The 25,592-nt window shown below is 47.2% G+C and carries 19 protein-coding genes and 1 pseudogene; 14 read left to right on the top strand and 6 right to left on the bottom strand.

Going from position 1 to position 25,592, the window contains the following annotated elements:
• Positions 1 to 65 precede the first annotated feature (65 nt).
• Complete coding sequence (locus HV107_RS08740) at positions 66 to 1,220, top strand: IS481 family transposase (protein WP_182059485.1); 1,155 nt, start codon at positions 66 to 68, stop codon at positions 1,218 to 1,220.
• A 141-nt stretch (positions 1,221 to 1,361) separates the two neighbouring features.
• Here HV107_RS08740 and uspA read toward each other — a convergent pair whose 3' ends face one another.
• Positions 1,362 to 1,799 carry a universal stress protein UspA gene (gene uspA / locus HV107_RS08735; RefSeq protein ID WP_014072197.1) on the bottom strand — a complete coding sequence of 146 codons (438 nt, stop codon included), beginning with the start codon at positions 1,797 to 1,799 and terminating at the stop codon, positions 1,362 to 1,364.
• Between the two features lie 283 nt (positions 1,800 to 2,082).
• Between uspA and uspB the strand changes: the two genes are divergently transcribed.
• Positions 2,083 to 2,418, top strand: a complete 336-nt coding sequence (uspB, locus tag HV107_RS08730) for a universal stress protein UspB (RefSeq protein ID WP_003861224.1) — start codon at positions 2,083 to 2,085, stop codon at positions 2,416 to 2,418.
• Between the two features lie 54 nt (positions 2,419 to 2,472).
• On the opposite strand, the gene pitA is transcribed toward uspB, so the two are convergent.
• On the bottom strand, positions 2,473 to 3,972 hold the full coding sequence (pitA, locus tag HV107_RS08725) for an inorganic phosphate transporter PitA (RefSeq protein ID WP_182062871.1): 1,500 nt from the start codon (positions 3,970 to 3,972) through the stop codon (positions 2,473 to 2,475).
• Positions 3,973 to 4,200: 228 nt separating this feature from the next.
• On the opposite strand from pitA, the gene HV107_RS08720 reads away from it, so the two are divergent.
• The 8 genes from HV107_RS08720 to HV107_RS08685 all read left to right on the top strand — a co-directional run bounded on the left by HV107_RS08720 (position 4,201) and on the right by HV107_RS08685 (position 15,530).
• Positions 4,201 to 5,400, top strand: coding sequence for an NAD(P)/FAD-dependent oxidoreductase (locus tag HV107_RS08720; RefSeq protein WP_182062870.1), 1,200 nt, complete (start codon positions 4,201 to 4,203; stop codon positions 5,398 to 5,400).
• A gap of 142 nt (positions 5,401 to 5,542) precedes the next feature.
• Positions 5,543 to 6,385, top strand: coding sequence for a TnsA endonuclease N-terminal domain-containing protein (locus HV107_RS08715; protein ID WP_020833813.1), 843 nt, complete (start codon positions 5,543 to 5,545; stop codon positions 6,383 to 6,385).
• Positions 6,372 to 8,495, top strand: coding sequence for a Tn7 transposition protein B (locus HV107_RS08710; RefSeq protein WP_048217579.1), 2,124 nt, complete (start codon positions 6,372 to 6,374; stop codon positions 8,493 to 8,495). The genes HV107_RS08715 and HV107_RS08710 overlap by 14 nt, the downstream gene beginning before the upstream one ends.
• The gene (locus tag HV107_RS08705; protein WP_001049182.1) at positions 8,495 to 9,943 is read left to right on the top strand and encodes an ATP-binding protein; all 1,449 of its coding nucleotides are present in this window, start codon (positions 8,495 to 8,497) and stop codon (positions 9,941 to 9,943) included. Before HV107_RS08710 ends, HV107_RS08705 begins: the two co-directional genes overlap by 1 nt.
• A gap of 41 nt (positions 9,944 to 9,984) precedes the next feature.
• A complete protein-coding gene (locus tag HV107_RS08700) occupies positions 9,985 to 11,541 on the top strand; it encodes a TnsD family Tn7-like transposition protein (RefSeq protein WP_024143025.1) in 1,557 nt (518 codons plus the stop codon).
• An 11-nt stretch (positions 11,542 to 11,552) separates the two neighbouring features.
• Positions 11,553 to 12,479 (top strand): hypothetical protein, encoded by a 927-nt coding sequence (locus tag HV107_RS08695; RefSeq protein WP_000262426.1) that lies wholly within the window; start codon positions 11,553 to 11,555, stop codon positions 12,477 to 12,479.
• 362 nt (positions 12,480 to 12,841) lie between these two features.
• Entirely contained in the window at positions 12,842 to 13,141 is a 300-nt protein-coding gene (locus HV107_RS08690; protein WP_001097217.1) for a helix-turn-helix domain-containing protein, read from the top strand.
• A gap of 562 nt (positions 13,142 to 13,703) precedes the next feature.
• Complete coding sequence (locus HV107_RS08685) at positions 13,704 to 15,530, top strand: AAA family ATPase (protein ID WP_004118028.1); 1,827 nt, start codon at positions 13,704 to 13,706, stop codon at positions 15,528 to 15,530.
• A 166-nt stretch (positions 15,531 to 15,696) separates the two neighbouring features.
• On the opposite strand, the gene HV107_RS08680 is transcribed toward HV107_RS08685, so the two are convergent.
• From HV107_RS08680 to silR, 4 genes are all read right to left on the bottom strand, one after another.
• Entirely contained in the window at positions 15,697 to 16,047 is a 351-nt protein-coding gene (locus HV107_RS08680; protein ID WP_000694954.1) for a DUF305 domain-containing protein, read from the bottom strand.
• Positions 16,048 to 16,190: 143 nt separating this feature from the next.
• Positions 16,191 to 16,622, bottom strand: coding sequence for a silver-binding protein SilE (silE, locus tag HV107_RS08675; RefSeq protein ID WP_000790483.1), 432 nt, complete (start codon positions 16,620 to 16,622; stop codon positions 16,191 to 16,193).
• Between the two features lie 249 nt (positions 16,623 to 16,871).
• Positions 16,872 to 18,347, bottom strand: coding sequence for a copper/silver sensor histidine kinase SilS (silS, locus tag HV107_RS08670; RefSeq protein ID WP_000555738.1), 1,476 nt, complete (start codon positions 18,345 to 18,347; stop codon positions 16,872 to 16,874).
• Entirely contained in the window at positions 18,340 to 19,020 is a 681-nt protein-coding gene (gene silR, locus HV107_RS08665; RefSeq protein WP_000697969.1) for a copper/silver response regulator transcription factor SilR, read from the bottom strand. Before silR ends, silS begins: the two co-directional genes overlap by 8 nt.
• A gap of 189 nt (positions 19,021 to 19,209) precedes the next feature.
• Between silR and silC the strand changes: the two genes are divergently transcribed.
• The 4 genes and pseudogenes from silC to silA all read left to right on the top strand — a co-directional run bounded on the left by silC (position 19,210) and on the right by silA (position 25,538).
• A complete protein-coding gene (silC, locus tag HV107_RS08660) occupies positions 19,210 to 20,595 on the top strand; it encodes a Cu(+)/Ag(+) efflux RND transporter outer membrane channel SilC (protein ID WP_000475511.1) in 1,386 nt (461 codons plus the stop codon).
• Between the two features lie 27 nt (positions 20,596 to 20,622).
• Positions 20,623 to 20,975, top strand: a pseudogene (gene cusF, locus HV107_RS08655) (cation efflux system protein CusF).
• A 113-nt stretch (positions 20,976 to 21,088) separates the two neighbouring features.
• On the top strand, positions 21,089 to 22,381 hold the full coding sequence (gene silB, locus HV107_RS08650) for a Cu(+)/Ag(+) efflux RND transporter periplasmic adaptor subunit SilB (RefSeq protein ID WP_000157620.1): 1,293 nt from the start codon (positions 21,089 to 21,091) through the stop codon (positions 22,379 to 22,381).
• Between the two features lie 10 nt (positions 22,382 to 22,391).
• Positions 22,392 to 25,538 carry a Cu(+)/Ag(+) efflux RND transporter permease subunit SilA gene (gene silA, locus HV107_RS08645; protein WP_032620969.1) on the top strand — a complete coding sequence of 1,049 codons (3,147 nt, stop codon included), beginning with the start codon at positions 22,392 to 22,394 and terminating at the stop codon, positions 25,536 to 25,538.
• Positions 25,539 to 25,592 lie beyond the last annotated feature (54 nt).

The raw sequence follows: 25,592 nt of genomic DNA, 5'->3' as shown, positions 1-25,592 counted from the left end.
GGACATAGTGAACACTTGTTCGGGGACATGGTAGACACTTACAACTAAGGCATAAGAACCCGTTTATGGAGTCGCTTATGTCCTGGGATGCGAGAGATACCATGTCATTACGTACCGAGTTTGTTTTGTTCGCCTCGCAGGACGGGGCGAACATCCGTTCCCTCTGCCGTCGCTTCGGCATTTCACCTGCCACTGGCTATAAGTGGCTTCGCCGCTGGGCGGAGGAAGGGGCCTCTGGCCTTCAGGACCGCCCGCGCATACCGCACCATTCCCCGAACCGCTCATCTGACGACATCACTGCCCTGCTGCGTATGGCGCATGACCGCCATGAACGCTGGGGCGCACGCAAGATAAAGCGCTGGCTGGAAGACCAGGGGCACACCATGCCCGCCTTCAGCACCGTCCATAACCTCATGGCCCGTCACGGTCTGCTGCCGGGCACTTCACCGGGCATTCCCGCCACGGGACGGTTCGAACATGACGCGCCGAACCGCCTCTGGCAGATGGATTTTAAGGGCCACTTTCCCTTTGGAGGCGGCCGCTGCCATCCGCTCACCCTGCTGGACGACCACTCCCGATTTTCCCTGTGCCTGGCGCACTGTACCGATGAACGGCGCGAGACCGTGCAGCAGCAGCTGGTCAGCGTGTTTGAGCGCTACGGCCTGCCGGACCGGATGACGATGGACAACGGTTCTCCGTGGGGAGACACCACCGGCACCTGGACGGCGCTGGAGCTGTGGCTGATGCGTCTGGGTATCCGGGTGGGGCACTCCCGGCCGTATCATCCGCAGACGCAGGGTAAGCTGGAGCGTTTTCACCGGAGCCTGAAGGCAGAAGTGCTGCAGGGGAAGTGGTTCGCGAGCGGGGGCGAACTGCAGCGCGCCTTCGACCACTGGCGGACAGTCTATAACCTTGAACGCCCGCATGAGGCGCTGGATATGGCGGTACCGGGGTCGCGGTATAAGCCGTCAGAGCGGCAGTACAGCGGCAACACCACGCCCCCGGAATACGACGAGGGCGTGATGGTCAGGAAAGTGGATATCAGCGGAAAGCTGAGCGTGAAAGGGGTAAGTCTGAGCGCAGGCAAGGCGTTCAGGGGAGAACGGGTCGGGCTGAAGGAGATGCAGGAAGACGGCAGCTACGAGGTGTGGTGGTACAGCACGAAAGTGGGGGTGATCGACCTGAAGAAAAAGTCGATCACCATGGGTAAAGGATGTTAAAAAGTGTTCACCATGTCCCCGAACACCTGTCTACCATGTCCCCGGACCGTACACCCCAAAAAGGAGAGGGAGCCGTCCGTGCTCGTATTTTTGTGGGGATTCCTCAACCCGGTGGGAGAGGGTGAGGGGAATTTAATCCACTTACTCTTCTTCTTCGTCACGCAGTGGAACAATCAGCATATCCACGTGAACGGTGTTGATCAGCTGACGCGCTGAAGACATCAGCTTGCTCCAAAAGTCCTGGTGATGACCGCAAACCACCAGATCCATATCGTATTTCTTGATTGCATCAACCAGTACCTGACCCAGATCGCCGCTACCGCTTAAGGTTTCGGTAATAGGGTAGCCCGCGTTGGTAGACAGCTCACTCAGTGCATGGTGAGTCTCTTCAGAGATACGCTTTTGCATATCGCCCAGATTCACATCGATCAGACCGGTATAGAGATCGGAGTAATTCACATCAACGTGAATCAAAGAAACTTTCGCGTTATAGGGACGCGCCATGGATACCGCTTTATCAACCAGCACTTTGCTCTCCGGGGAGAGGTCTACCGCGATGAGAATGTGTTTGTAAGCCATAGTGTTACTCCTTCCTTAAGTTATCGATGACTAAAAGAGAAAGCCGTCGTCTGTTGCTTTCATTACGGCTCAGTTCAACAAATTTTTCAAGCCTTCGCGTTGATAACGATTAACCTTGTGGCAAAAAAATTAACGGATCTCCTACACTATTTAATGAGCCGTTCGGATATTAAAACGCGAACCGGATCGACTTTTGAGTCATTCTTTCACTGAACTGTCTGTCAGGGCATTGGGTGCGGTAGCTCAGGGGCTTTGCTTCGAGGGCGGACGCCGGGGAGGATGTATGATTAGCACCGTCGCATTGTTTTGGGCGTTATGCGTAGTTTGCATAGTGAATATGGCGCGCTACTTCTCATCGTTACGTGCGCTATTAGTGGTACTTCGTGGTTGCGATCCGTTGCTTTATCAGTATGTGGACGGTGGAGGGTTCTTCACCTCGCATGGACAGCCCAGCAAGCAGATGCGTCTGGTGGGGTATATCTATTACCAGCGCTACCGCGATCATCACGATGAAGAGTTTATCCGTCGCTGTGAGCGCCTGCGTCGTCAGTTTATTTTAACCAGCGCCCTGTGCGGCCTGGTTGTGGTCAGTATGATTGCGTTGATGATTTGGCACTGAGCATAAAAAAAGCGGGCCAGTTTCCTGGCCCGCTTTTTTGTTGCGCTTAACGAATTAAATCAGCTTCAGCGCAATCCAGTACAAACCACCAGACAGCAGGATGGATGCCGGGAGTGTGAACACCCAGGCCATCAGAATGTTGGTAACCGTTTTGCGTTGCAGACCACCACCGTCAACAATCATGGTACCCGCCACAGAGGAGGAGAGTACGTGGGTGGTGGACACTGGCATCCCGGTGTAGCTCGCCAGACCGATAGAAACCGCCGCTGTCATCTGCGCGGACATACCCTGCGCATACGTCATGCCTTTCTTACCAATCTTCTCGCCGATTGTTGTTGCCACACGGCGCCAGCCAATCATCGTACCGATACCCAGTGCCAGCGCAACCGCCATGATTATCCAGATTGGCGCGTACTCAATGGTATTGAGCATATCGCCTTTCAGTTTCTTCAGCAGTCGCTGGTCGTCAGCGCTTATGCCAGGCTGTTTCGCCACTTTATCCGTCACATCAGAGATGCAAAGCATAATGCGACGCAGCTGACCGCGCTGCTCAACGGTAAGTTTGTCGTAGCTTTCGATGTCGCCCAACATACCTTTCGCACGTTCCAGAGCATTAATCGCATTCGCCGGGTGGCAGTGGAACTCGCCAGGTGCGGTGGTTGCGCCTGCTTCCGGTGAAGGGATCAACTGGTCAACACCGGTCGCTTGCTTCAGCAGCTCAGGGTGCTGCTGGAAGTAAATTTCGACGTTGTTCACGGCATCACGAGTACGTGTGATTTCGTAACCGGAGGCATTCATGTTGACCACAAAGCCTGCCGGAGCAACACCAATCAGGACCAGCATCACCAGACCAATGCCTTTCTGACCATCGTTCGCGCCGTGTGAGAAGGCCACGCCGATAGCGGAAAGGATCAGGGCAATACGCGTCCAGAATGGCGGTTTTTTCTTGCCGTCTTTCTTCTCACGCTCTGCCGGTGTCAGGTGAATACGGGAGCGTTTTTTAGTATTGCTCCAGTAACGACGCAGGATGAAAATCAATCCACCTGCTACCACCAGACCCACGATAGGGGAGACGATAAGTGAGGCAAAAATCCCAATCACTTTCGGGATGTTCAACGCATCGACAACCGATGTACCGGTCATCAGGGCATTCGTTAACCCAATACCAATAATCGCGCCGATGAGGGTGTGAGAACTGGATGCAGGCAGGCCGAAATACCAGGTACCGAGGTTCCAGATAATTGCAGCAAGCAGCATTGAGAACACCATAGCAAGGCCATGGCCAGAACTAACGTTAAGCAGCAGATCCGTTGGCAACATATGCACAATGGCATACGCAACGCTCAGTCCGCCCAGAAGGACACCAAAAAAGTTAAATACCGCCGCCATAACAACCGCAAGTTGCGACTGCATTGCGCGAGTGTAGATAACCGTTGCTACTGCGTTTGCAGTGTCGTGGAAGCCGTTGATTGCTTCGTAAAACAGAACAAAAACTAGTGCAAGCAATAATAAAAGCCCGGTATGTAAATCCAGGCCAGCAAACAAATGTAGCATAGGACGTTACGCCATTTTGAGGACATGAACGCGGCGCATTATCCAGGACAAATGCGCAACGGGCAAAGTGAAATATAGCTTTTTTTTGATATTCCTTCGGCTTTGGTGGACTTAGGTAAAGAAATATATTTTATATTTCAAATATATGACTGATATCTGGCTTATTTGCGCTGGTGCGACCACAGCGGAAACTTTACAATCCGCGCAGTTAACGAAGAGGGTTTTGACGTGGAAAGGTTTGATGCCGTTGTGATTGGGGCCGGTGCGGCGGGTATGTTTTGTGCGGCAATGGCCGGGCAAGCGGGCCGTCGGGTACTGCTGCTGGATAATGGTAAAAAACCCGGACGCAAGATCCTGATGTCTGGCGGGGGCCGCTGCAACTTTACCAATTTGTATGTCGAACCCGCGGCATATTTGAGTCAAAACCGTCATTTTTGCAAATCTGCGCTGGCGCGCTATACCCAATGGGATTTTATCGATCTGGTGGGTAAACACGGTATCGCCTGGCATGAAAAAACGCTGGGTCAGCTGTTCTGCGACGACTCCGCCCAGCAGATTGTCGATATGCTGGTGGCCGAGTGCGAAAAAGGCGATGTGGTCATGCGCCTGCGTACGGAAGTGCTGGAGGTATCGCGCGATGAGCAAGGCTATACGCTGCAACTGAACGGTGAAACCGTCAGCGCGGATAATCTGGTGATTGCCAGCGGCGGGCTGTCGATGCCGGGGCTGGGTGCGTCACCCTTTGGCTACAAGATTGCCGAACAGTTTGGCCTGAAGGTACTGCCTACACGCGCCGGGCTGGTGCCGTTTACGCTGCATAAGCCATTACTTGAACAACTTCAGACGCTCTCCGGTGTGTCTGTTCCCTCTGTCATCACTGCCGAAGATGGCACGGTATTTCGCGAAAATCTGCTTTTCACCCATCGCGGGCTTTCCGGCCCGGCGGTGTTACAGATCTCCAGCTACTGGCAACCGGGCGAGTTTGTGACGGTCAATCTGGTGCCTGATTGCGACCTGGAAAGCTTCCTGGACGAGCAGCGCAGTGCACATCCTAATCAAAGCCTGAAAAACACGCTGGCGATGCAGTTGCCGAAGCGCCTGGTTGAGTGCTTGCAGGTGTTAGGGCAGGTGCCGGATGTGTCTCTTAAGCAGCTCAACAGCCGCGATCAGCAGGCATTGGTCGATACCCTGATAAACTGGCGCGTGCAACCCAACGGCACCGAAGGCTACCGTACGGCAGAGGTGACGCTTGGCGGCGTCGATACTGATGGGCTTTCTTCGCGCACCATGGAAGCGCGTGACGTGCCGGGCCTCTATTTTATTGGTGAAGTGATGGACGTTACCGGCTGGCTTGGTGGGTATAACTTCCAGTGGGCCTGGGCGAGCGCATGGGCATGCGCGCAGGCTCTGGCTGTCCGAAGACAATAAAGTTGTACACAAAGCACTAAAGTTGTAACCATTCTCAAAAAACGACGCTAATGTTGTATACTTACTGAATGTGTGGTTATAGGGTTGGAGACTATAAAATGCACATATAGGTACGTATCAATGTCGTTTTTTGGGTACGATCATGGGTAGGGGTAGGCGTCTCAAATCCTATTTGGATTATGAAAATGCGCTAGGTGACGGCATAGGAGTGGGCTATGGCCAAAGTTATCAGCCCTGGCTTAGAGCTCAGGACGTTAAATCCCGTGGAAACCGTTCGATAGTCTTTGGCCTTAAGACGTTTCGAAACCATCATCTCCTTTCTTCTGTCGAAAGTAACTTTTTCTATCTGGCTGAGTTTAATGACTCGGTGATTGATATCCGGGAACAATTCCCACTCTTTCCTCTCCGGCTTACCCAACAAATAGCAAATCATCTACATTTTCAACATCCTATGGTGAGGGGAGTAAGAGGAGTACCTGTCGAAGTTCTGAATGTTATGACAACCGATTTTTTACTGACCTTGAGAACTCCTGAAGGCGGACTTCGATACAAAGCTGTAGCAGTAAAACAAAACGAGAGCATACCTGAACGCGAAGCCCAAAAACTTGAAATAGAGAGGATGTTTTGGCAGTTGATTGATGTTGAGTTTCAAATTTATGTTGGCTCGGAACTCAATAACGTCGTCGGTAAAAATATTTGTTGGGTTACTTCTGTATTAAGAGATGGTTCTGTATTTTATGATAAATATCCTCTTGATAAAATCCTATGGAAGCTTAAACCAGATGTTTATCCCATAGTGGGACTACGTGCAATGATTTCATCAATCATTGGGGTAGATGCACAAGAAGCGATGATGTTATTGCAGGCAATGATTGGATTAAAAATGATAAAAATTGATTTATCATATCCAATACTCGAAACCGGTCTGATAAAGATAATATCCAATGGCCACTATATAGGACTGAACGCAAATGGATATTATTAGAAATTCAGTCTGGCTCTCTCAAGGCACTGATTTGCTTGCAGAGGGGCTTTATCGTGTTTTGGATTTTGACAAAAAGGTTGATTTGTTAATTTTGTTTAAAATAAAATCAGAAAGAACGGGTAAGCCAATTCCTTTCTCATTTTCATTGTTTAAATATTATATTGAATCAAATAGCATAACTTGTAAAGATTATATATACCCTTCATATATGTTAGTAGATGAGAAAGAAATAACAGATGAAGACAGGGGAAGGCGAGATGAAAATTACAATATCATTAAAGATCTTGTAGATGACAGAATGTTTCTGTTCGACTATGCATTACATAAAAAGTCTCACCTTTTAATGGACTACTCCAGAAATAAAAAAATATCACAATATACTATCAGAACGCTTCTGGCGTTGTACTGGCGACATGGGCAGGATGTTTATGCATTACTACCCGCATTCTCGAACTGTGGTGCCGCTGGGAAAAGTAGAATCAAACATGAAATTAAACTTGGGAATTCCAAGAAAAACAGAGCATTACCTAATGAACGTTCACGTGTTTTCATTCTTAATGAAAGAGATATAAATAATATTAGAAAATCTCTCATTATGTATCATTATAAAGTTAACGGAGATACGATAAAGAAAACATTAGAGAGACATATTGATTTGTATTTTAGGGATGAAATTAAAACAGCGAACTTAGAAAATAGAGCTCCATATGTTCCTTCTTTAAAACAATTTTCATACTGGAATAAAAAACTCTTCACTAAAGATTTCTCGATAAAGAAGAAGAACACGAAAAAAGAAATAGACCTCAAAATGCGGGCGCTTTTAGGTAGTGCGGCTAATACAACTGTTTTACCGGGTGATGTTTTCGAAATAGACTCAACTGTCGCTGATGTACATCTTATTTCGAGTTTAAACAGACGAAAAGTCATTGGGCGCCCAACTATTTATACAGTGGTGGATCGCGCAACAAGAATGATTGTTGGCCTTCATGTTTCTTTATACCATGCTTCATGGCGAGCTGCCCGACAAGCGTTAGCAAATTGCTTTATGCCAAAAAAAGAATATTGTAGATTATTTGGAATCTCTATTACTAATGATGATTGGCCTTGTTCTCATATTCCATTAACATTGATGTGTGACAACGGGGAGATGATTGGTCTTAAACCTCAGGAAAAGATGACCCCCCTGACAAAACTTGAGTTTGCGCCAGTCGGTAGAGGCGACAGAAAAAGCATTGTTGAACGCTGTTTCGGTATTCTAAATGATGAAGTTATTCATAGGCTTATTGGAACAACACGAAGGGGTAAGATTGTTAAAGGAGCGCCAACACCGCAATCCAGGGCTTGTTTAACGATTCAGGAGGTCACGTCTTTACTGATTCGGGAGATACTTGCACATAATCAGAGAACATATGAAGAACTGGCTTATATCAATCCCTTACTGATTGAAAATGATCTCGTAATATCACCAAAAAATAGTTGGATGATAAGCTTAAAGCACGGGAGATTCAGCGCAAGAGCCGTTGGGGCCGACGAAGTGATCGCACGATTGTTGATCCCTGTGAACGCTAACATTACCGCCGGTGGGATTCAGTACAATAATCTTTTTTATGAATGTGATCCAGACATTGCATCAGGTGCCAGAGTATTTGGAAGAACCACTTGTGAAGCAAGAATAGATGACAATTGCGTAGATTATATATATGTAAGATTTGACAAAAATAGCATTTTCAAAAAGCATTACCTGCTTAAGAAAAGAGATATATTTAAAGGTAAAGCTCATCTTGATACAGATGTAATGGCTGATTGGGTAGATACTCAAAAAGAAATTAATTTATTTACTCTGGATTCACTCAGCAATATCAATAATAAAGATGATTTTAACAAGAAAGGTAACGAAAGATTAAATGAAATATACGAATCTCGACGGGTACATGGTAAAGATATTAAAAAGAACAGGAAAAATGAACTTGATTCATTAGGGCGAACTGATGTTGCTAATGGAAGACCTGAACCCCTACTTCCGTCATCCAGTAAGGTTCTGCTTTTGCCTGGCCGGGAGGAGAAACAAAGATGGTTAAAAGGTAAGAAGAAGACTGAGGACGCAGAATAATGAACCTTATACGGAGCGTTTCAGCGATATATAAAGAACAGGAGTTACCTGAGTATCGTGGCAACCCCTTAATTGAAGCACTTCCTGAAGCGCTTACGGAAGATGAAGTACTTCTGGAAATGAGTTATTTTCCCGAAATTGACGAAAAAATCCGCTGGACTGCCCCGGCGAATGTTAGAGAGCAGTATGTCGAACGTATAAAGAAATTCCGTTGCCCTCAAACCAATCTTATCCAGGCTTATAAAATGATTTTACGGGCACTTAGGGAAAGCTATGCAGCCCGTAATCCTTTAAAAAGCGGAACTATTCAATATCTTCATTACTATGGGACTGAGCGTCCTGATATTGAACCCGAAAGTGGATATTTTAAATCCCAGGCTGAAACCATTACGATAGTTGGAATGAGTGGTTCTGGAAAAACTACCATGATCGAGCAAGTCATGGATCATTTCCCTCAGATTATAGAACACAGCAGCTATAAAGGAGTTTTTCCCGGCTTCAGTAAGCAAATCGTATGGGTAAAGATTAATTGTCCATACAACTCAAGTGTGAGAGACCTTTGTGAAGAGATTTTACAAAAATTAGATGATGCAATTGGTATTGAACGAACTACACCAGAGATTAGAAATGGTGCTCTGGCTCGCCAGATTGCGCAAAGAATAAAATCATCATTTTTAGGTATCCTTGTTATTGATGAAATGCAGAGGCTAAAATTTTCAAGAACTGGAGGTGAGAGTAAGTTGATTGATTTTTTACATGAAATTGTAGATTCGATGGGGGTATCTATGGTTTTTTGTGGAAATCATCCTTTTGACGAGACTCTGACAAAGAAAATGAGAATTGCCAGGCGGGCAGAGTCTGGTGGTTATATGAAAATTTCAAATGTCAGATACGACTCACAAGACTGGCAATCGTTTATTCATTATTTATGGCCATTACAATGGACAAATGTTGAAACACCATTAAATGATGAGTTAAACGAAAAATTATTCATTTTATCTAAAGGCAACATTGGATTGGCTCAGATGATTTATCGGGGGGCACAATTAAAGGTTATCGGTAGCGGTAATGAAATCATAACTGGTGCAGTCTTGTCGGCCTCTGTACCGGTACTCGTAAGCCATACGGAGGAATATAAGGATACTTTACTCCCGGGGGCAGCGACTGAAGACGAGGAAGCCAAATGGCTCTCTGCATCTAATGAAAGTGATGCTTCGGCTAAGTTCATGTCAGAGAAGCCCTTAAAAGCTTTGATCCCTGGAGATATAGACAGGCCACAGCACAAGGAATTCGTAAGAAAAATAGACGAGGTTATGCGCAATTTCGACGAGAAAATACTGTCTCTTGACCATGATCTTGTTATCACCAGAACAGCTGAAAAGAAAAATACCTACGATGCTCTTCAGCGTTGCGGGCTTATAAATACAGATCCACTTAATAAATTGTAATGAGGTCATCAGTTCGTAACGGTCAAAGAGAGGTGGGGTAAATGAGAATGTTGTCTGTTTTACCTGATGAATCCTTGTTCAGTCGGTTTTGTCGGACAGCTACCGTGTACGGTATGTCCCCATCTTCTCTGTTAACGATCATTTTCCACAAACCTGATATGAGCGTCCATCCAATTCTCAATTCAGGATTAAAGGCTATTTCTCTTCATACATCCGAAAGTGCAGACCAGCTCTGGCATGAACAGACTTTACTCCCTCTGTTTGCCTGGGCACTACCAATCAGTCGTAATGAAATTATGGATTTCAACACGACCCCTGCCAGGCTTAATCGATTGTGCCGCCTTAGTAATTTTTCACTAGGACAGCGGACACTATTGAAGTTTTGCCCGGTTTGCGCTCGTGAAGATACTTTTCATTATGGTGTTACTTATTGGCATCTGGCGCATCAACTTCATGGGGTTACAACCTGCCATCGGCACCAGGTAGTGCTTGAAAGCATCAATGTCCCTTCTGCACCGCACATACGTATTGGACTGATGCCTCCTGTTTCGTATACAGAACAACTCAGCAATGAGACAGACTTCGATTTTGCTAAATTTTGTTATGAGTCCATAAATATAATCAGAAGAAAAGAAATTTGTCACCCAAATTACATGGATGTACTTAAAAAGTTAAATTTATTATCATTGGACGGGAATCTGAAGAAAAATGTATTTTACGCACATGTTTATGCTAAGTGCCAGTTATTTGGGGAGGGTTCATCGGAGCTTCTACCGACATCCCTTACTGATTATCACTACTGGGAGCCTATACTCAAAGATAAATGTTGTCAGCATCCCACAAAGCACCTTTTGCTTTGTTATTGTTTGTTAAATACTTGCTGGCCAACGTATGCAGGAAGTCGTCCTAATAAAAAGAAAGAAATCTTTAAAAGTCATAAGGAATACAGCTTTCATATGGCTGAAAATAATACTAGTGTTAGCAACCTTGGGAGAGAATTTAATCGCAGCAGATGTTACATTAAAACACTTATTTATAAAAAATACCTGAGGGCGTTTAAGCGAAACACAAAAATTAATATATTCACTGAATTGCTTATCAAGTCTATGGCTGTAAGGGGGTTTAGTCTGGCATCCATAGCTGAGAAAAACTCATTATCGGAAGGAACTGTATCCTCTGTAATTTCATCTTGTTACGGTTTATGCTCATGGCGTAAAAAATGTAAAAAAGATTCTTTAAGACGGCGTCATAAGCAGAAAATATTAAGATTTATACATAATCAATCCATTTCTGTAACGCGAAAGTTAGTCAAGGAAAGTTGTTATGCTAGTTTCTTTTGGCTAAATAAACATGAAAATGGCTGGCTTAATTCCTGTCTTCCTAAAGCAGTACGATGTTATAGAAATAAAAGAGTAGACTGGAGCGAGAGAGATATAATCTCATCATCATTAATAAATGTTGTTTTATCTCAGGGGCAATACCCGATGTCACTTACAAGCCTGGATGCTTTACTGGGGGGGCATAACTGGCTTTTGAAATACAGAGATAAACTACCAATGACAATGACACTTCTCAGGAAAAAGAATCTAATTAAATAAGAGGGAGTGATATGGTTTACGAAAATGAATTGTGGCACAGTTTTCTTCTGCGTTCACAGATAATGTATAACTTATCCAATTGCAGGAACATAATATCTAAGCATGGTGAACTAAGGTACGATGCCTTTCCTCGGCTCGAACTGATTGATATGTACAAATTGCATAGTTTGCAGGATATATATGACATTCTTGCCACAAGAAATGGTTATATACTAACTTCCAATATAGTGTCGTTATCTTCTGGTGTTTACGGGTATTTCAACGCTGTTGAAGATGCCTGTCGAAATAATTTACACATAACTAATTCATATCCATTGGTAAACATCTCAAAGATTCGTTACTGCCATAAATGTATTATTGAAGATATACACTCTAAAGGCATTGGTTATCTTCGTCATAGATGGTTGTTTGAATCTAAATGTGCAGCTCATAGTACCTGTTTATATGAGGTTTGTTTTGACAACTATTTGGATGCAGTGAAAGGACTTAGTGACTTAATTATAAGTGGAATAAATCCTCATGGTTATTGTTCCCTTGTGGTTGACATTTCAAATCCTTTCAAAACTCCAGTGTATTTATTGCCATGTGCCAGGGATAAAATTTTAAAATGGATTTCTGACAATAAAAATGAGCTGGTTTACTTTCTCTTTGACCTCTTTAAAAGTAAATCGCATTCTAGTTTATTAAAGGTTATTGAAGTCAGGATAATGCATAGTAGTTATATTTCTGCGGTGTTCAGGATATTGAGTGAGGTTAATTTTTGTAATTTCAACTCATTTATTACCGATTTATTCGAGGACGTAAGTTATGCCTCTGTTGGACTTGATGATTATTCTGTTAATGTGGATTTTCTCAGGCTAAAAGCCGCAGATTGCAAATTTTGCCGGTTCAATGGTAAAAATTTTTGCTCACTTTTTAATGTAAAGCTTCTTCGCTAATTTTTACTTCATTTATAAACTACTAAGAAAGCTAATAAGATAGGGTTATATATTTTGATTAGGGCGGGAATAAATTATCACTTCCCGAGTATCCCTGGGGGTTACCACCTGAGTATGATGCCGGTTAGCAACAACGTCTAAAAGACCTACGATCACGATAAATGTCACTGGGTCACTCTCAAGCAAAGTGGTCAGGGGTGCTAGATACCAGTACTGCTTACTCAACACGGCCTTGTTTTTGAAAGATGCCGAATCTTGGCAAGAGGCGTATTACAGCCTATAGTCTGTTAATGAGTATTACAGCTTATCTGCTGTAAATCCATTCGTTGTGCTTGTTAACCCGTCGATACGGAAGATCACTTATGAACACTCAATACGCTTTGAAGACCTTGAATCAGTTGCGTCCTGTTTTAATCGGCTTTCGCAAAGCCAATGGACTGACGCAAAGAGATGTTTCTGAACGTTTGGGTGTAACACAGCAAACTTATGCCCGACTGGAGGCCAACCCTGCAAGTGTGGGTTTTGAGCGTTTGTTTAGAGTGTTCAGCGTCCTTGGAGTGGAGATCGTACTTTCATCCAGGGAACCATTGTCAGATGCAAAGCCCGAATACGGAGCTTTGCACAATGATTCTTCACTTCCAGCCAGGCGGGAGAAATGGTGACGCCATGCGCTTCCCGGTCTAATTGTCTGCAGCAATATTAACCCCTTAGCGGCCTGAAGTATCAGGTTGCTATGAAGCCTTTCGTTTCTTCTGTTATGTTAAATACACCAGTTTGAGCTGTTTCGGACAACCATAAATTATCTCTTCACTCTTAAATGAAAATTTTATGTCGATCACATTATCGATGAATTTAGGAAATAATCCGTAAATGAAAATCTATCTACCTTTAAATTTATCAATGTCCGTACGACATAATTAATATCAAAGAATGTGTATTATTATCATTTAAGTCATAAAAGCCATGAGTCAGTTCCAAAAAATATAATGAGCATTGAAATTATTACCCATCATTCTGGAGTTTTAACTTAGCCATGTATCGAACCACAAGTTGGCTTCCGGTGTTTTGAGGAGCAGTAAAGTTCAGAAAGCGCGACCAGATCATAATCCAGAAATGTCGTTAAGATATTCTGAATAACGGTTATCCCTGCATGTTGGCAGGCATTTGAAAATATATTTTGTATTCAGGTTGCAGCAAAACGCTTTCTTACACACAGGACTTCATATGCGGCTCAGAAAATTAAAACTGAAAAACTTCAGAGGCTACAGAAACTCTACTGAAATCATTATTGATGAAAGCATGACGGGTATTGTCGGTCGTAATGACTTTGGGAAGTCAACGATTCTGGAAGCGCTGGCTATTTTTTTTGAAACAGAAGGAATGAAGGCTGACAAGAATGACATGAACTGTTTCAGCCTAAGAGAAGGGGACGGCCGTTTTGAAATAGCCTGTGAATTTGATGACCTGCCCGATTTTATCATGATCGACGACAGGGTGCAGACCACGCTCGCCTCAGAACATCTGCTGAATGAAGACGGCAATTTTGAAATCGTCAAAACGTTTAAAGCAACGACTTCAGGAAAACCGGAGCAGACCTGCATCCGCTGCATCCATCCCGAAGAGGAGCCCCTGAGAAACTTACTGGCAATGAAAATTTCCGAGCTCAGGGCGGTGGGAAAAGAAGCTGAAAAAAATGTGGCGGATAAACGCACTGCATCGTTATGGCGTCAGGCCATCAGGGAAGCCGCCGCTCCCTATACCTGTTCTGAAATGTTGCTGGATGTCGATAAAGAGTTTGGAACCGACACAAAATCATTATGGGGTAAGATCCTCGATTTGCTGCCCACGTATGCGATTTTCAAAGCCGACAGGGAAAGCAGCGACGGGGATTCAGAAGCTAAAAACCCCTTACAGCAGGCCGTAAAAGACGCTCAGGCTGCGCTGCAGGACAAAATTACAGCGCTGGAAAATGAGATCCAGGACAGCGTACTGGATGTCGCACAGAGAACGCTGGATAAATTACGTGAAATGGCCCCCGAACTCGCCAGTGAACTGACTCCACGATTTAAGGAGAAACCCAAGTGGACCTTCAGTTTCACCCTGGACGGGGAAAATGGCATCCCCATCAATAAGCGCGGCAGCGGGATAAGGAGGCTTATCCTGTTGAATTTTTTCCGGGCTGAGGCCGAGAAGCATGTCGCGGGGACGCCCAGAAATGTGATTTATGCCATAGAGGAGCCTGAAACGTCACAGCATCCGAACTATCAGATGATGCTGATGAAAGCGTTACTGGCACTGGCAGGCCAGCCGCACCGTCAGATTATCGTCACCACCCATGTCCCGGCGCTGGCCGGATTGATCCCTGTCGAAGGCGTACGTTATGTCACCCGAAATGAGGCGGGTGAACCCGTAGTAAAAATGCCGGATGACGCTGTGCTGAAGGAAGCCACTGAAAGCCTGGGGGTGCTGCCAGAGACCGGTATGGAAAGGGCGCAGGGGATAGTTCTGGTAGAGGGAAAGTCGGATGTCACTTTCCTGAGGCATGCGGCCAGTTCATTAAAACAGTCAGGTATGTTGCCAGCCTCTCTGGAGGACGTGAAAATAGTGCCAGTCCTCATAGGAGGGTGTGGCAGCGTCAAACACTGGGTGACATTGAATCTGGCCAACGATCTGGGGCTTCCCTGGTGCGTATTTCTGGACTCCGATATTGGGGGAGACCCTGCACAGGTTCTGTCCATTCAGAAACGTAAAAAAGAAGTGGAGGATGCCGGTAAGGTATTCTTCGCCACGCGCAAACGTGAAATAGAGAACTATCTCTGCCCGGATCTGATTGAAGAAATGACCGGTGTAGCCGTCACGTTTACGGACACCTGTGATGCTAAAAAAATAATTGGCCGGGCGGTGGGAATGAAACCCGATAATGTGCTTGATAAATTCTGGCCCCGGATGACAGCGGAAAGAATCATCTCAAGATCAACCTATCATGACGGAATGCAGGAAAGGATTGAGCTGGTTGAGATCCTGAGCGATATTGTTGCCATGACGAGATAATGTGTAAAAATTATCGCAGCTGCATATATTCCGGTCCACAGCAAAGGACCGGAGTATAGTATATAAAAAACCCGAAATTAATCGGGTTTTAATTATTTAACGTTTAACAGGCTCCCGTGCCCGGGAGTGAATTAAAATTACGCTTATTATGGCTTTTTTGCAATCTTTATTTTTGACTGCCAAGCCATTTATTCATCTGCTCGATTTCACCTTTCTGAGCTTTAATGATGTCCTGCGCAAGCTTTCTCATTTCGGGATCTTTTCCGTATTTGAGCTCGGTCTCAGCCATTGCGATTGCCCCTTCATGGTGTGCGATCATACCTTTTGCAAAGGCCTTATCGGGATTGGATTCATTAACGGCGGCCATCATTTTTTCATGCATATTTTTCATGCCAGCCATATATTCCTGTGATGATGCCGATGAGTGCATATCTGACATTTTCATTTCCGAATGTTCAGCAGAAATGGCTGGCAGGGATAACATTAATATTACAAAAAGGGTGTTTTTGATTTTCATATAATAATTCCTTTCAGACAGGTACCGGTTAAGTGTAGCTGAGTCAGACAAAAAAGCCCCCTGACGGGGGGCAAAAATGTAGCAACGTTGTTTCAGGAAAATCTATCAGGGAAAAGGTAACAGCACGGATACTACCGTCGCATTCAGCCTGCATTGATCATGCGGCGGTGCGCTTCGGCCATGGCCTGATGTGGGCCGGATTGCCCGTTATTCATGAATTCATGGGCAACCGCTGCTCTTTCATGCTCATTCATCGCCGCGTAAGACGTTGACGGGACGGTCGTGGATACCGTGTTATTTCCCATCATCTTCTGATGACTTTCCACCATTTTCTGGTGCGCATCCGCCGAGCCGTTCGTCATGGTTTCATGAGCAATAATGGCCTGTTCATGCTGGTCCATACCGGTCATACGAGGAGCAGTCCCCTGGATCCCGACAGGAGCCGCAGCAGACTGCATCTGGTGAGCAGGAGCCTGTGCATTGTTGACGCGATCATGGATATTCACGGTTTCAGTGGCCCAGGCCGATGAAATTAAACCAAAGCCCAGCAAAGATGCTAATACGATATTTTTCATGATAACTCTCCATTTCTGAATTAGTGATGTCCGGGGAAGTACAACCGGTGTTTTCAGTTTCATAACTTAAACAGGTTCGGCAGTTATTATTTCTCCGGGAGATGGCTGGATATTCATTCCTGGCGTACTCTGACGCCGGGTATTGATGAAGCAATCCAGCCTTCCTGATAAGTTGCACTAATTATATCAAATGGCTTCTGTTTGCTGCATGACAGGCTAATGACATCTTTGTCATTTAAATCTTTATTCTCAGTGTTGGGGATCCGGAATCATTTTCTCCAGTCTGGGTACGGATAAAATAAAACGTGTCGAGCGTATATCCGATTCCACATGCACTCTTCCGTGATGTGCTTCCACGATTGACTTCACAATCGCAAGACCGATGCCGCTGCCTTCTCCTTTTCGTTGTCTGGACGGATCCACCCGATAAAAACGGTCAAACAGCCTTGATAAATGCTCTTCAGGGATTGGTTTCCCCGGATTTTCAATCACAAGGTCAAAAAAGCTCCCCTGTTTTCTTATTGAGACGGTGATTGCCTGTCCCTCAGGGGTATAACGCAGGGCATTGGATAACAGATTATTGATCGCTCTTCTGAACATTTGTGGATCTCCCTCGACCAGACAGGGCATCCCGTTAAATTTGAGCGTGATATTGCGTTCTTCGGCCCAGGCTTCGAAAAACTCGAAGACTTTCATGACTTCCGCTCTGAGGTCAAACATGACCCTGTCAGGTATCAGCTGATTATTATCTGCCTGTGCCAGGAACAGCATGTCGCTGACCATTTTGGTCATCCGGTTATACTCTTCAAGACTGGAATAGAGGACATCCTCAAGTTCCCTCTGTGTTCGATCCTGACTCAGTGCGATTTCAGTCTGCGTCACCAGATTGGTGATGGGCGTTCTGATCTCATGCGCGATATCGGCAGAGAAATTGGCCTGGCGGGTAAAGACATCCTCAATCTTTCCAATCATATGATTGAACGAGATAACCAGTTGCTCCAGCTCAATGGGAACGCGTGTCGGTTCCAGTCGCGCATCAAGATTCTCGGAGGTGATGTTTTTAATGGCATTGCTGACATTACGAAGGGGCAGGTGCCCCTGACGGACAGCGATTCGAATGATCAGAACAATCAACAGGCTTATCACGACGGCAATCGCAATCAGGTTCTTTTTCAGCGCATCGAGGTAATGGAGATGGAAATTAATGGATAGGCCAGTCAGCATGACATAGTTCTGCTGTTTGCCCTGAAATATCGCCTGACCAGAGGAGGCGATAATCCTGTATGTTTCCATCTTCATTTCGGACCCGGTATCCATCGGTCCCGCAGGATCCTCCACCGTCCAGAGAAAGACATCCCGTGCGCGGCTGTGCTCGCTAAAATCTGCTGAATTCACTGCCGGGCGTAGTGCCGCCCCCTGAGCTGAGCTAAAGAGCACTTCACCCCTGGGATTGAGGAGCAAAAGGGCAACGTTGCGGTAGCTGGCAATTGATTCCTTTATTTTGCTTATTTTTTTATCATCCGGATCCACCGGGGACTGCAGTATACGGTTCAGTGTGGTGCTGATTTGTTGAAGATCGCTGACATCCTGCTCGGCAAAATGATTTTCAACAGAATGCAGCATAAACCAGGTGAAGGCGATAAAAGCCAGTATCGTGGACAGGCTGATAAAAAAGGTCAGCCGCAGAGCGAGTGAGAAAGGGCGTCTGGAAGGTTTGCTATGCATCCGGGACCTCCAGCATGTAGCCCACGCCCCGGACTGTCTGGATCAGCTTTGTCCCGTAATCGTTGTCTATTTTAGCGCGGAGTCGCTTTACTGCGACATCGATCGCATTAGTGTCGCTGTCAAAATTCATGTCCCAGACCTGAGAGGCAATCAGGGAGCGGGGAAGAACCTCTCCCTGATGGCGAATGAAGAATTCCAGCAGGCTGAACTCTTTACTGGTGAGCACAATGCGGTTTCCGGCGCGACTGACTTTTCTGGATACGAGATCAATCGAGAGGTCAGCCACCTTAAACTGGCTTTCCGTGATCATCGTGTTTCCCCGCCTCAGAAGGGTTCTCACCCGGGCGAGCAGTTCGGCAAACGCAAAGGGTTTAACCAGATAATCGTCCGCACCCAGTTCCAGTCCTTTGACCCTATGTTCGATCGTGCCGAGGGCTGTCAGCAGTAAGACCGGCATACCCTTTCCGGCAGTGCGCAGCATGCGGATGATATCCCAGCCGTTCACATCAGGTAGCATGATATCCAGAATGACTAAATCATACTCGGCTGTCATGGCGAGATGATATCCGGTAAGACCATTATCAGCGTGATCCACTACGAACCCTGCCTCTGTAAGCCCTTTGCTGAGATATTCACCTGTTTTAATTTCGTCTTCGACGATCAATATTTTCATCTTGCTCCCCGGCTGGCTGCTAATGTCATTCTATTGCGCCCACGATCGTTATCAACGGATTACAGCAAAAATGACAACATTGTCATTATCCTGTCACTCGGCAAACAGAGAGCGTTAGGTAAAGTACCCCTATCAATACTCTGGACTTCATTTGAACCATTTACCAGGTCTGCCTGGACGAGAAGCAATATGTTCAAATTAAAACTACTCAGCATCAGCACAATCTTCATTCTGGCTGGTTGTGTCTCTCTGGCGCCTGAATATCAGCGTCCGGCAGCACCGGTACCCCAGCAGTTTTCACTGTCCCGTAACAGCCTGACGCCAGCGGTGAATGGCTATCAGGATACGGGCTGGCGTAACTTTTTTGTCGATCCCCAGGTCACCCGGCTGATTACTGAAGCCCTGACTAATAACCGTGATTTGAGAATGGCTGCACTGAAGGTTGAAGAGGCCCGGGCCCAGTTCAACGTCACGGATGCAGATCGTTATCCCCAGCTGAATGCCTCATCCGGGATCACATACAGCGGTGGTCTGAAAGGTGACAAGCCGACCACACAGGAGTACGACGCAGGTCTGGAGTTCAGTTATGAGCTCGATTTTTTCGGCAAACTTAAGAACATGAGTGATGCTGATCGCCAGAACTACTTTGCCAGCGAAGAAGCCCGTCGGGCCGTACACATCCTGCTGGTATCCAACGTTTCACAAAGCTATTTCAGCCAGCAACTGGCGTACGAACAACTTCGTATTGCGCGGGAAACGCTGAAAAATTATCAACAGTCCTATGCTTTCGTTGAGCAGCAGCTCGTGACCGGGAGTACGAACGTTCTGGCACTTGAACAGGCGCGAGGACAAATCGAAAGTACCCGCGCCGAAATAGCCAAACGAGAAGGCGATCTGGCTCAGGCAAACAATGCCCTGCAACTGGTGCTGGGAACGTACCGCGCACTTCCGTCAGAAAAAGGGATGAAAGGCGGGGAGATAGCCCCAGTAAAATTGCCACCAAATCTGTCTTCACAAATTTTGCTGCAGCGACCGGATATTATGGAAGCGGAATATCAGCTGAAAGCGGCTGATGCCAATATTGGCGCAGCGCGAGCGGCCTTTTTCCCCTCAATTACCCTGACCAGTGGTCTTTCCGCAAGCAGTACGGAGCTGTCCAGCCTGTTTACGTCAGGAAGTGGAATGTGGAATTTTATCCCTAAAATTGAAATTCCTATATTTAATGCTGGCAGGAATAAAGCCAATCTGAAGCTGGCTGAAATTCGCCAGCAACAGTCGGTGGTTAATTACGAACAAAAAATTCAGTCAGCCTTTAAGGATGTTTCCGACACGCTTGCGCTGCGCGACAGCCTTAGCCAGCAACTTGAGTCACAGCAGCGTTATCTTGATTCACTTCAGATAACTCTCCAGCGTGCCAGAGGATTGTATGCAAGTGGTGCTGTCAGTTACATCGAAGTGCTGGATGCAGAACGTTCCCTCTTCGCTACCCAGCAAACCATTCTCGATCTTACCTATTCCCGGCAGGTTAACGAAATTAATCTGTTTACCGCGCTGGGTGGCGGTTGGGTAGAGTAAATTTATTTAATTAATCAGGAAATTAAAATGCGTAATTCACTTAAAGCCGTTTTATTTGGTGCCTTCTCTGTCATGTTTTCTGCCGGTCTTCATGCTGAAACACATCAGCATGGCGATATGAATACTGCCAGTGATGCTTCGGTACAGCAAGTTATCAAGGGCCCGGTGTCGTTAAAGACATTGATATGAATACTAAGAAAATCACCATTTCGCATGAAGCAATTCCAGCGGTGGGCTGGCCTGCAATGACCATGCGCTTTACTTTTGTTAATGCAGACGATGCTATTAATGCCCTGAAAACAGGCAACCATGTCGATTTCTCGTTTATTCAGCAGGGCAATATCTCCTTACTCAAAAGCATTAACGTGACGCAGTCCTGATTGGCTGTCCGGAGCGATTACATCCTGTGCGCCTGTACATTCACATAGGTATATGTGTGAGTTAACCGTCAGGCGCATATGCCAGGTGTTTTGATTTTTTAGCGGAAAATTGTATGGCTTCTTTAAAGATAAAATATGCTGCAATAATTATCAGCAGCCTCATAGCAGGGGGGCTGATATCGGTTACTGCCTGGCAGTATGTAAACTCAGCACAAAAGACAGAAAAAACAGAACAAAAGGCACCGGAACGAAAGGTGCTTTTCTGGTATGACCCAATGAAACCGGATACCAAATTTGATAAACCCGGAAAATCGCCCTTTATGGATATGGACCTGGTGCCAAAATATGCTGATGACAGTGGCGATAAAAGCAGTGGCGGGATCCGTATCGACCCAACCCAGGTTCAGAATCTGGGATTAAAAACGCAAAAAGTCACGCGAGGAATGCTGAATTATTCTCAGACAATCCCGGCTAATGTCAGCTATAACGAGTATCAGTTTGTTATTGTGCAGGCGCGTTCTGACGGGTTTGTCGAAAAAGTCTACCCCATGACGATTGGCGATCATGTGAAGAAGGGGACGCCACTTATCGATATTACCATTCCGGACTGGGTGGAAGCACAGAGTGAATTCCTTCTGTTATCCAGCACCGGTGGTACTTCCACGCAAATTAAAGGCGTTCTGGAACGGCTTCGCCTGGCAGGTATGCCGGAAGAGGATATTCAGAGACTGCGTTCTACCCGGAGCATTCAGACCCGTTTTACCATTAAAGCACCTATTGATGGTGTCATTACTGCATTTGACCTGCGCACCGGCATGAATATTTCGAAAGATAAGGTGGTGGCTCAGATTCAGGGAATGGACCCGGTCTGGATCAGCGCTGCAGTGCCAGAATCTATCGCCTATCTGCTGAAAGATACGTCGCAGTTTGAAATTTCGGTACCGGCTTATCCGGATAAAACATTCCATGTCGAAAAATGGAATATTCTTCCCAGCGTGGATCAGACAACCCGTACGCTTCAGGTCCGTCTCCAGGTTTCTAATAAGGATGAGTTTCTCAAGCCGGGCATGAATGCCTATCTGAAACTGAATACCAGGAGCCAGGAGATGCTGCTGATACCAAGCCAGGCCGTTATCGATACCGGCAAAGAACAGCGCGTGATTACTGTTGATGATGAAGGCAAGTTTGTGCCGAAACAGATCCACGTTCTGCATGAGTCACAGCAACAGTCCGGCATCGGCTCCGGCCTGAATGAAGGCGATACCGTGGTGGTCAGTGGCCTGTTCCTCATTGACTCTGAAGCCAATATTACGGGCGCACTGGAACGTATGCGCCACCCTGAAAAAACAGAAAGCAGTATGCCAGCAATGTCTGACCAGCCTGTAAATATGCATTCAGGGCACTGAGGAGACGACGATGATTGAATGGATTATCCGGCGCTCTGTCGCCAACCGTTTCCTGGTCATGATGGGGGCCCTGTTTCTCAGCATCTGGGGCACATGGACGATTATTAACACGCCTGTCGATGCCTTGCCTGACCTGTCAGATGTGCAGGTCATTATCAAAACCAGCTATCCCGGCCAGGCCCCGCAGATTGTAGAAAACCAGGTCACCTATCCACTTACCACCACCATGCTGTCCGTGCCTGGCGCAAAAACCGTGCGTGGTTTTTCACAGTTCGGTGATTCGTATGTGTATGTCATTTTTGAAGACGGCACCGATCTGTACTGGGCCCGTTCCCGCGTGCTGGAGTACCTGAACCAGGTACAGGGAAAACTGCCCGCCGGTGTGAGTTCTGAAATCGGTCCGGACGCCACGGGGGTGGGCTGGATATTTGAATATGCCCTTGTCGATCGCAGCGGAAAACACGACCTTTCAGAACTGCGTTCTCTGCAGGACTGGTTCCTGAAATTTGAGCTGAAAACCATCCCGAACGTGGCTGAGGTCGCTTCGGTTGGCGGCGTGGTGAAACAGTACCAGATTCAGGTCAATCCGGTAAAACTGTCTCAGTATGGTATCAGCCTGCCCGAAGTGAAACAGGCCCTTGAATCGTCTAACCAGGAGGCCGGTGGCTCATCCGTTGAAATGGCCGAAGCTGAGTATATGGTCCGTGCCAGCGGTTATCTTCAGAGCATTGATGATTTTAATAACATCGTCCTGAAAACAGGCGAGAACGGCGTGCCGGTTTATCTGCGGGATGTTGCCCGCGTGCAGACCGGGCCTGAAATGCGGCGTGGTATTGCCGAGCTGAACGGCCAGGGCGAAGTCGCTGGCGGCGTGGTGATCCTGCGGTCGGGTAAAAATGCACGCGACGTTATCACGGCAGTGAGGGATAAACTTGAGACGCTGAAGGCCAGCCTGCCGGAAGGCGTTGAAATCGTGACCACCTACGATCGCAGCCAGCTCATCGACCGGGCGATTGATAACCTCAGTTCCAAACTTCTGGAAGAGTTTATCGTGGTGGCCATCGTCTGTGCCCTGTTCCTGTGGCACGTACGTTCTGCCCTGGTGGCGATTATCTCTCTGCCGCTTGGTCTGTGTATCGCCTTTATCGTCATGCACTTCCAGGGACTGAACGCCAATATCATGTCGCTGGGAGGGATAGCGATTGCCGTCGGTGCGATGGTGGATGCCGCCATTGTGATGATTGAGAATGCGCATAAGCGGCTTGAGGAGTGGGATCATCAGCATCCTGGTGAGCAGATTGACAACGCCACCCGCTGGAAGGTGATTACCGATGCCTCCGTTGAAGTGGGACCCGCACTGTTTATCAGCCTGCTGATCATCACCCTGTCCTTTATTCCTATCTTTACCCTGGAAGGTCAGGAAGGACGTCTGTTTGGCCCGCTGGCATTCACGAAAACGTACTCCATGGCGGGCGCGGCCGCGCTGGCCATCATCGTCATTCCGATTCTGATGGGATTCTGGATCCGGGGGAAAATTCCTGCAGAGACCAGTAACCCCCTGAACCGGGTACTGATCAAAGCGTATCATCCATTGCTGTTGCGGGTTCTCCACTGGCCAAAAACAACCCTGCTGGTTGCGGCCTTGTCCATTTTCACCGTTATCTGGCCGCTGAGCCAGGTGGGCGGTGAGTTTCTGCCGAAGATTAACGAGGGCGACCTGTTGTATATGCCGTCGACCCTGCCGGGTGTCTCTCCGGCTGAAGCTGCAGCGCTCCTGCAGACGACGGACAAGTTAATCAAAAGCGTTCCTGAAGTGGCCTCTGTATTTGGCAAGACCGGTAAAGCAGAGACCGCCACGGATTCCGCACCGCTCGAAATGGTTGAAACCACGATCCAGCTCAAACCTGAGGATCAGTGGCGTCCAGGCATGACGATTGACAAGATTATTGAAGAACTCGACAGGACCGTCCGTTTACCGGGGCTGGCAAACCTCTGGGTGCCGCCAATCCGTAACCGTATTGATATGCTCTCAACCGGGATCAAAAGCCCGATAGGTATCAAGGTGTCCGGAACGGTTCTGTCCGATATCGATGCAACGGCGCAGAGTATCGAAGCGGTCGCCAAAACCGTACCCGGCGTAGTGTCTGCTCTCGCAGAGCGACTGGAAGGCGGGCGCTACATTGATGTGGATATCAACCGGGAAAAAGCCTCCCGCTACGGAATGACGGTGGGCGATGTGCAGCTGTTCATCTCATCAGCCATCGGTGGGGCTATGGTGGGTGAGACGGTTGAAGGCGTGGCCCGGTACCCGATTAATATCCGCTATCCGCAGGATTACCGGAACAGCCCGCAGGCCCTGAAACAGATGCCGATCCTGACCCCGATGAAGCAGCAGATCACGCTGGGCGATGTTGCGGATATTAAGGTCGTTTCCGGGCCGACTATGCTGAAAACGGAAAATGCCCGTCCAGCCAGCTGGATTTACATTGACGCGCGCGGCAGGGATATGGTGTCGGTGGTTAATGACATTAAAACGGCGATCAGTCAGAAAGTGAAACTGAGACCGGGTACCAGCGTGTCATTCTCCGGACAGTTTGAACTGCTTGAGCATGCCAACAAGAAACTGAAGCTGATGGTGCCGATGACGGTGATGATCATCTTCATCCTGTTGTATCTGGCATTCCGCCGGGTTGATGAAGCCCTGCTGATCCTGATGAGCCTGCCGTTCGCCCTGGTTGGCGGGATATGGTTCCTGTACTGGCAGGGCTTCCATATGTCTGTCGCAACCGGAACGGGGTTTATCGCTCTGGCCGGGGTGGCAGCAGAGTTTGGCGTGGTCATGCTGATGTATCTGCGTCATGCCATTGAAGCGCACCCGGAATTGTCCCGTAAAGAGACGTTCACACCGGAAGGCCTTGATGAAGCCCTCTATCATGGTGCCGTACTGCGTGTCCGGCCGAAAGCCATGACCGTGGCGGTGATCATTGCGGGTCTGCTGCCAATACTCTGGGGAACCGGTGCAGGTTCAGAAGTCATGAGCCGTATCGCGGCACCCATGATTGGTGGGATGATCACGGCTCCGCTGCTGTCCCTGTTCATTATTCCTGCCGCCTACAAATTAATCTGGCTGCGCAGACATAAAAAAAGCGTGTCCTGAACCTGAAAGGGCACCCCCTGTGGGTGTCCTTCTTTACTGATTCACCCTGACGTC

It is taken from the genome of Enterobacter sp. RHBSTW-00175, from assembly GCF_013927005.1.
GTDB lineage: Bacteria > Pseudomonadota > Gammaproteobacteria > Enterobacterales > Enterobacteriaceae > Enterobacter.
Note: the sequence above shows the minus strand (reverse complement) of the source record. Positions and strands in the feature narration are given on the sequence as shown.

Coding starts and splice junctions, on each gene's coding strand:
- HV107_RS08740 (WP_182059485.1), top strand. CDS start 66: ATGGAGTCGCTTATGTCCTGGGATGCGAGAGATACCATGTCATTACGT.
- uspA (WP_014072197.1), bottom strand. CDS start 1,799: ATGGCTTACAAACACATTCTCATCGCGGTAGACCTCTCCCCGGAGAGC.
- uspB (WP_003861224.1), top strand. CDS start 2,083: ATGATTAGCACCGTCGCATTGTTTTGGGCGTTATGCGTAGTTTGCATA.
- pitA (WP_182062871.1), bottom strand. CDS start 3,972: ATGCTACATTTGTTTGCTGGCCTGGATTTACATACCGGGCTTTTATTA.
- HV107_RS08715 (WP_020833813.1), top strand. CDS start 5,543: ATGGGTAGGGGTAGGCGTCTCAAATCCTATTTGGATTATGAAAATGCG.
- HV107_RS08710 (WP_048217579.1), top strand. CDS start 6,372: ATGGATATTATTAGAAATTCAGTCTGGCTCTCTCAAGGCACTGATTTG.
- HV107_RS08705 (WP_001049182.1), top strand. CDS start 8,495: ATGAACCTTATACGGAGCGTTTCAGCGATATATAAAGAACAGGAGTTA.
- HV107_RS08700 (WP_024143025.1), top strand. CDS start 9,985: ATGAGAATGTTGTCTGTTTTACCTGATGAATCCTTGTTCAGTCGGTTT.
- HV107_RS08695 (WP_000262426.1), top strand. CDS start 11,553: ATGGTTTACGAAAATGAATTGTGGCACAGTTTTCTTCTGCGTTCACAG.
- HV107_RS08690 (WP_001097217.1), top strand. CDS start 12,842: ATGAACACTCAATACGCTTTGAAGACCTTGAATCAGTTGCGTCCTGTT.
- HV107_RS08685 (WP_004118028.1), top strand. CDS start 13,704: ATGCGGCTCAGAAAATTAAAACTGAAAAACTTCAGAGGCTACAGAAAC.
- HV107_RS08680 (WP_000694954.1), bottom strand. CDS start 16,047: ATGAAAATCAAAAACACCCTTTTTGTAATATTAATGTTATCCCTGCCA.
- silE (WP_000790483.1), bottom strand. CDS start 16,622: ATGAAAAATATCGTATTAGCATCTTTGCTGGGCTTTGGTTTAATTTCA.
- silS (WP_000555738.1), bottom strand. CDS start 18,347: ATGCATAGCAAACCTTCCAGACGCCCTTTCTCACTCGCTCTGCGGCTG.
- silR (WP_000697969.1), bottom strand. CDS start 19,020: ATGAAAATATTGATCGTCGAAGACGAAATTAAAACAGGTGAATATCTC.
- silC (WP_000475511.1), top strand. CDS start 19,210: ATGTTCAAATTAAAACTACTCAGCATCAGCACAATCTTCATTCTGGCT.
- silB (WP_000157620.1), top strand. CDS start 21,089: ATGGCTTCTTTAAAGATAAAATATGCTGCAATAATTATCAGCAGCCTC.
- silA (WP_032620969.1), top strand. CDS start 22,392: ATGATTGAATGGATTATCCGGCGCTCTGTCGCCAACCGTTTCCTGGTC.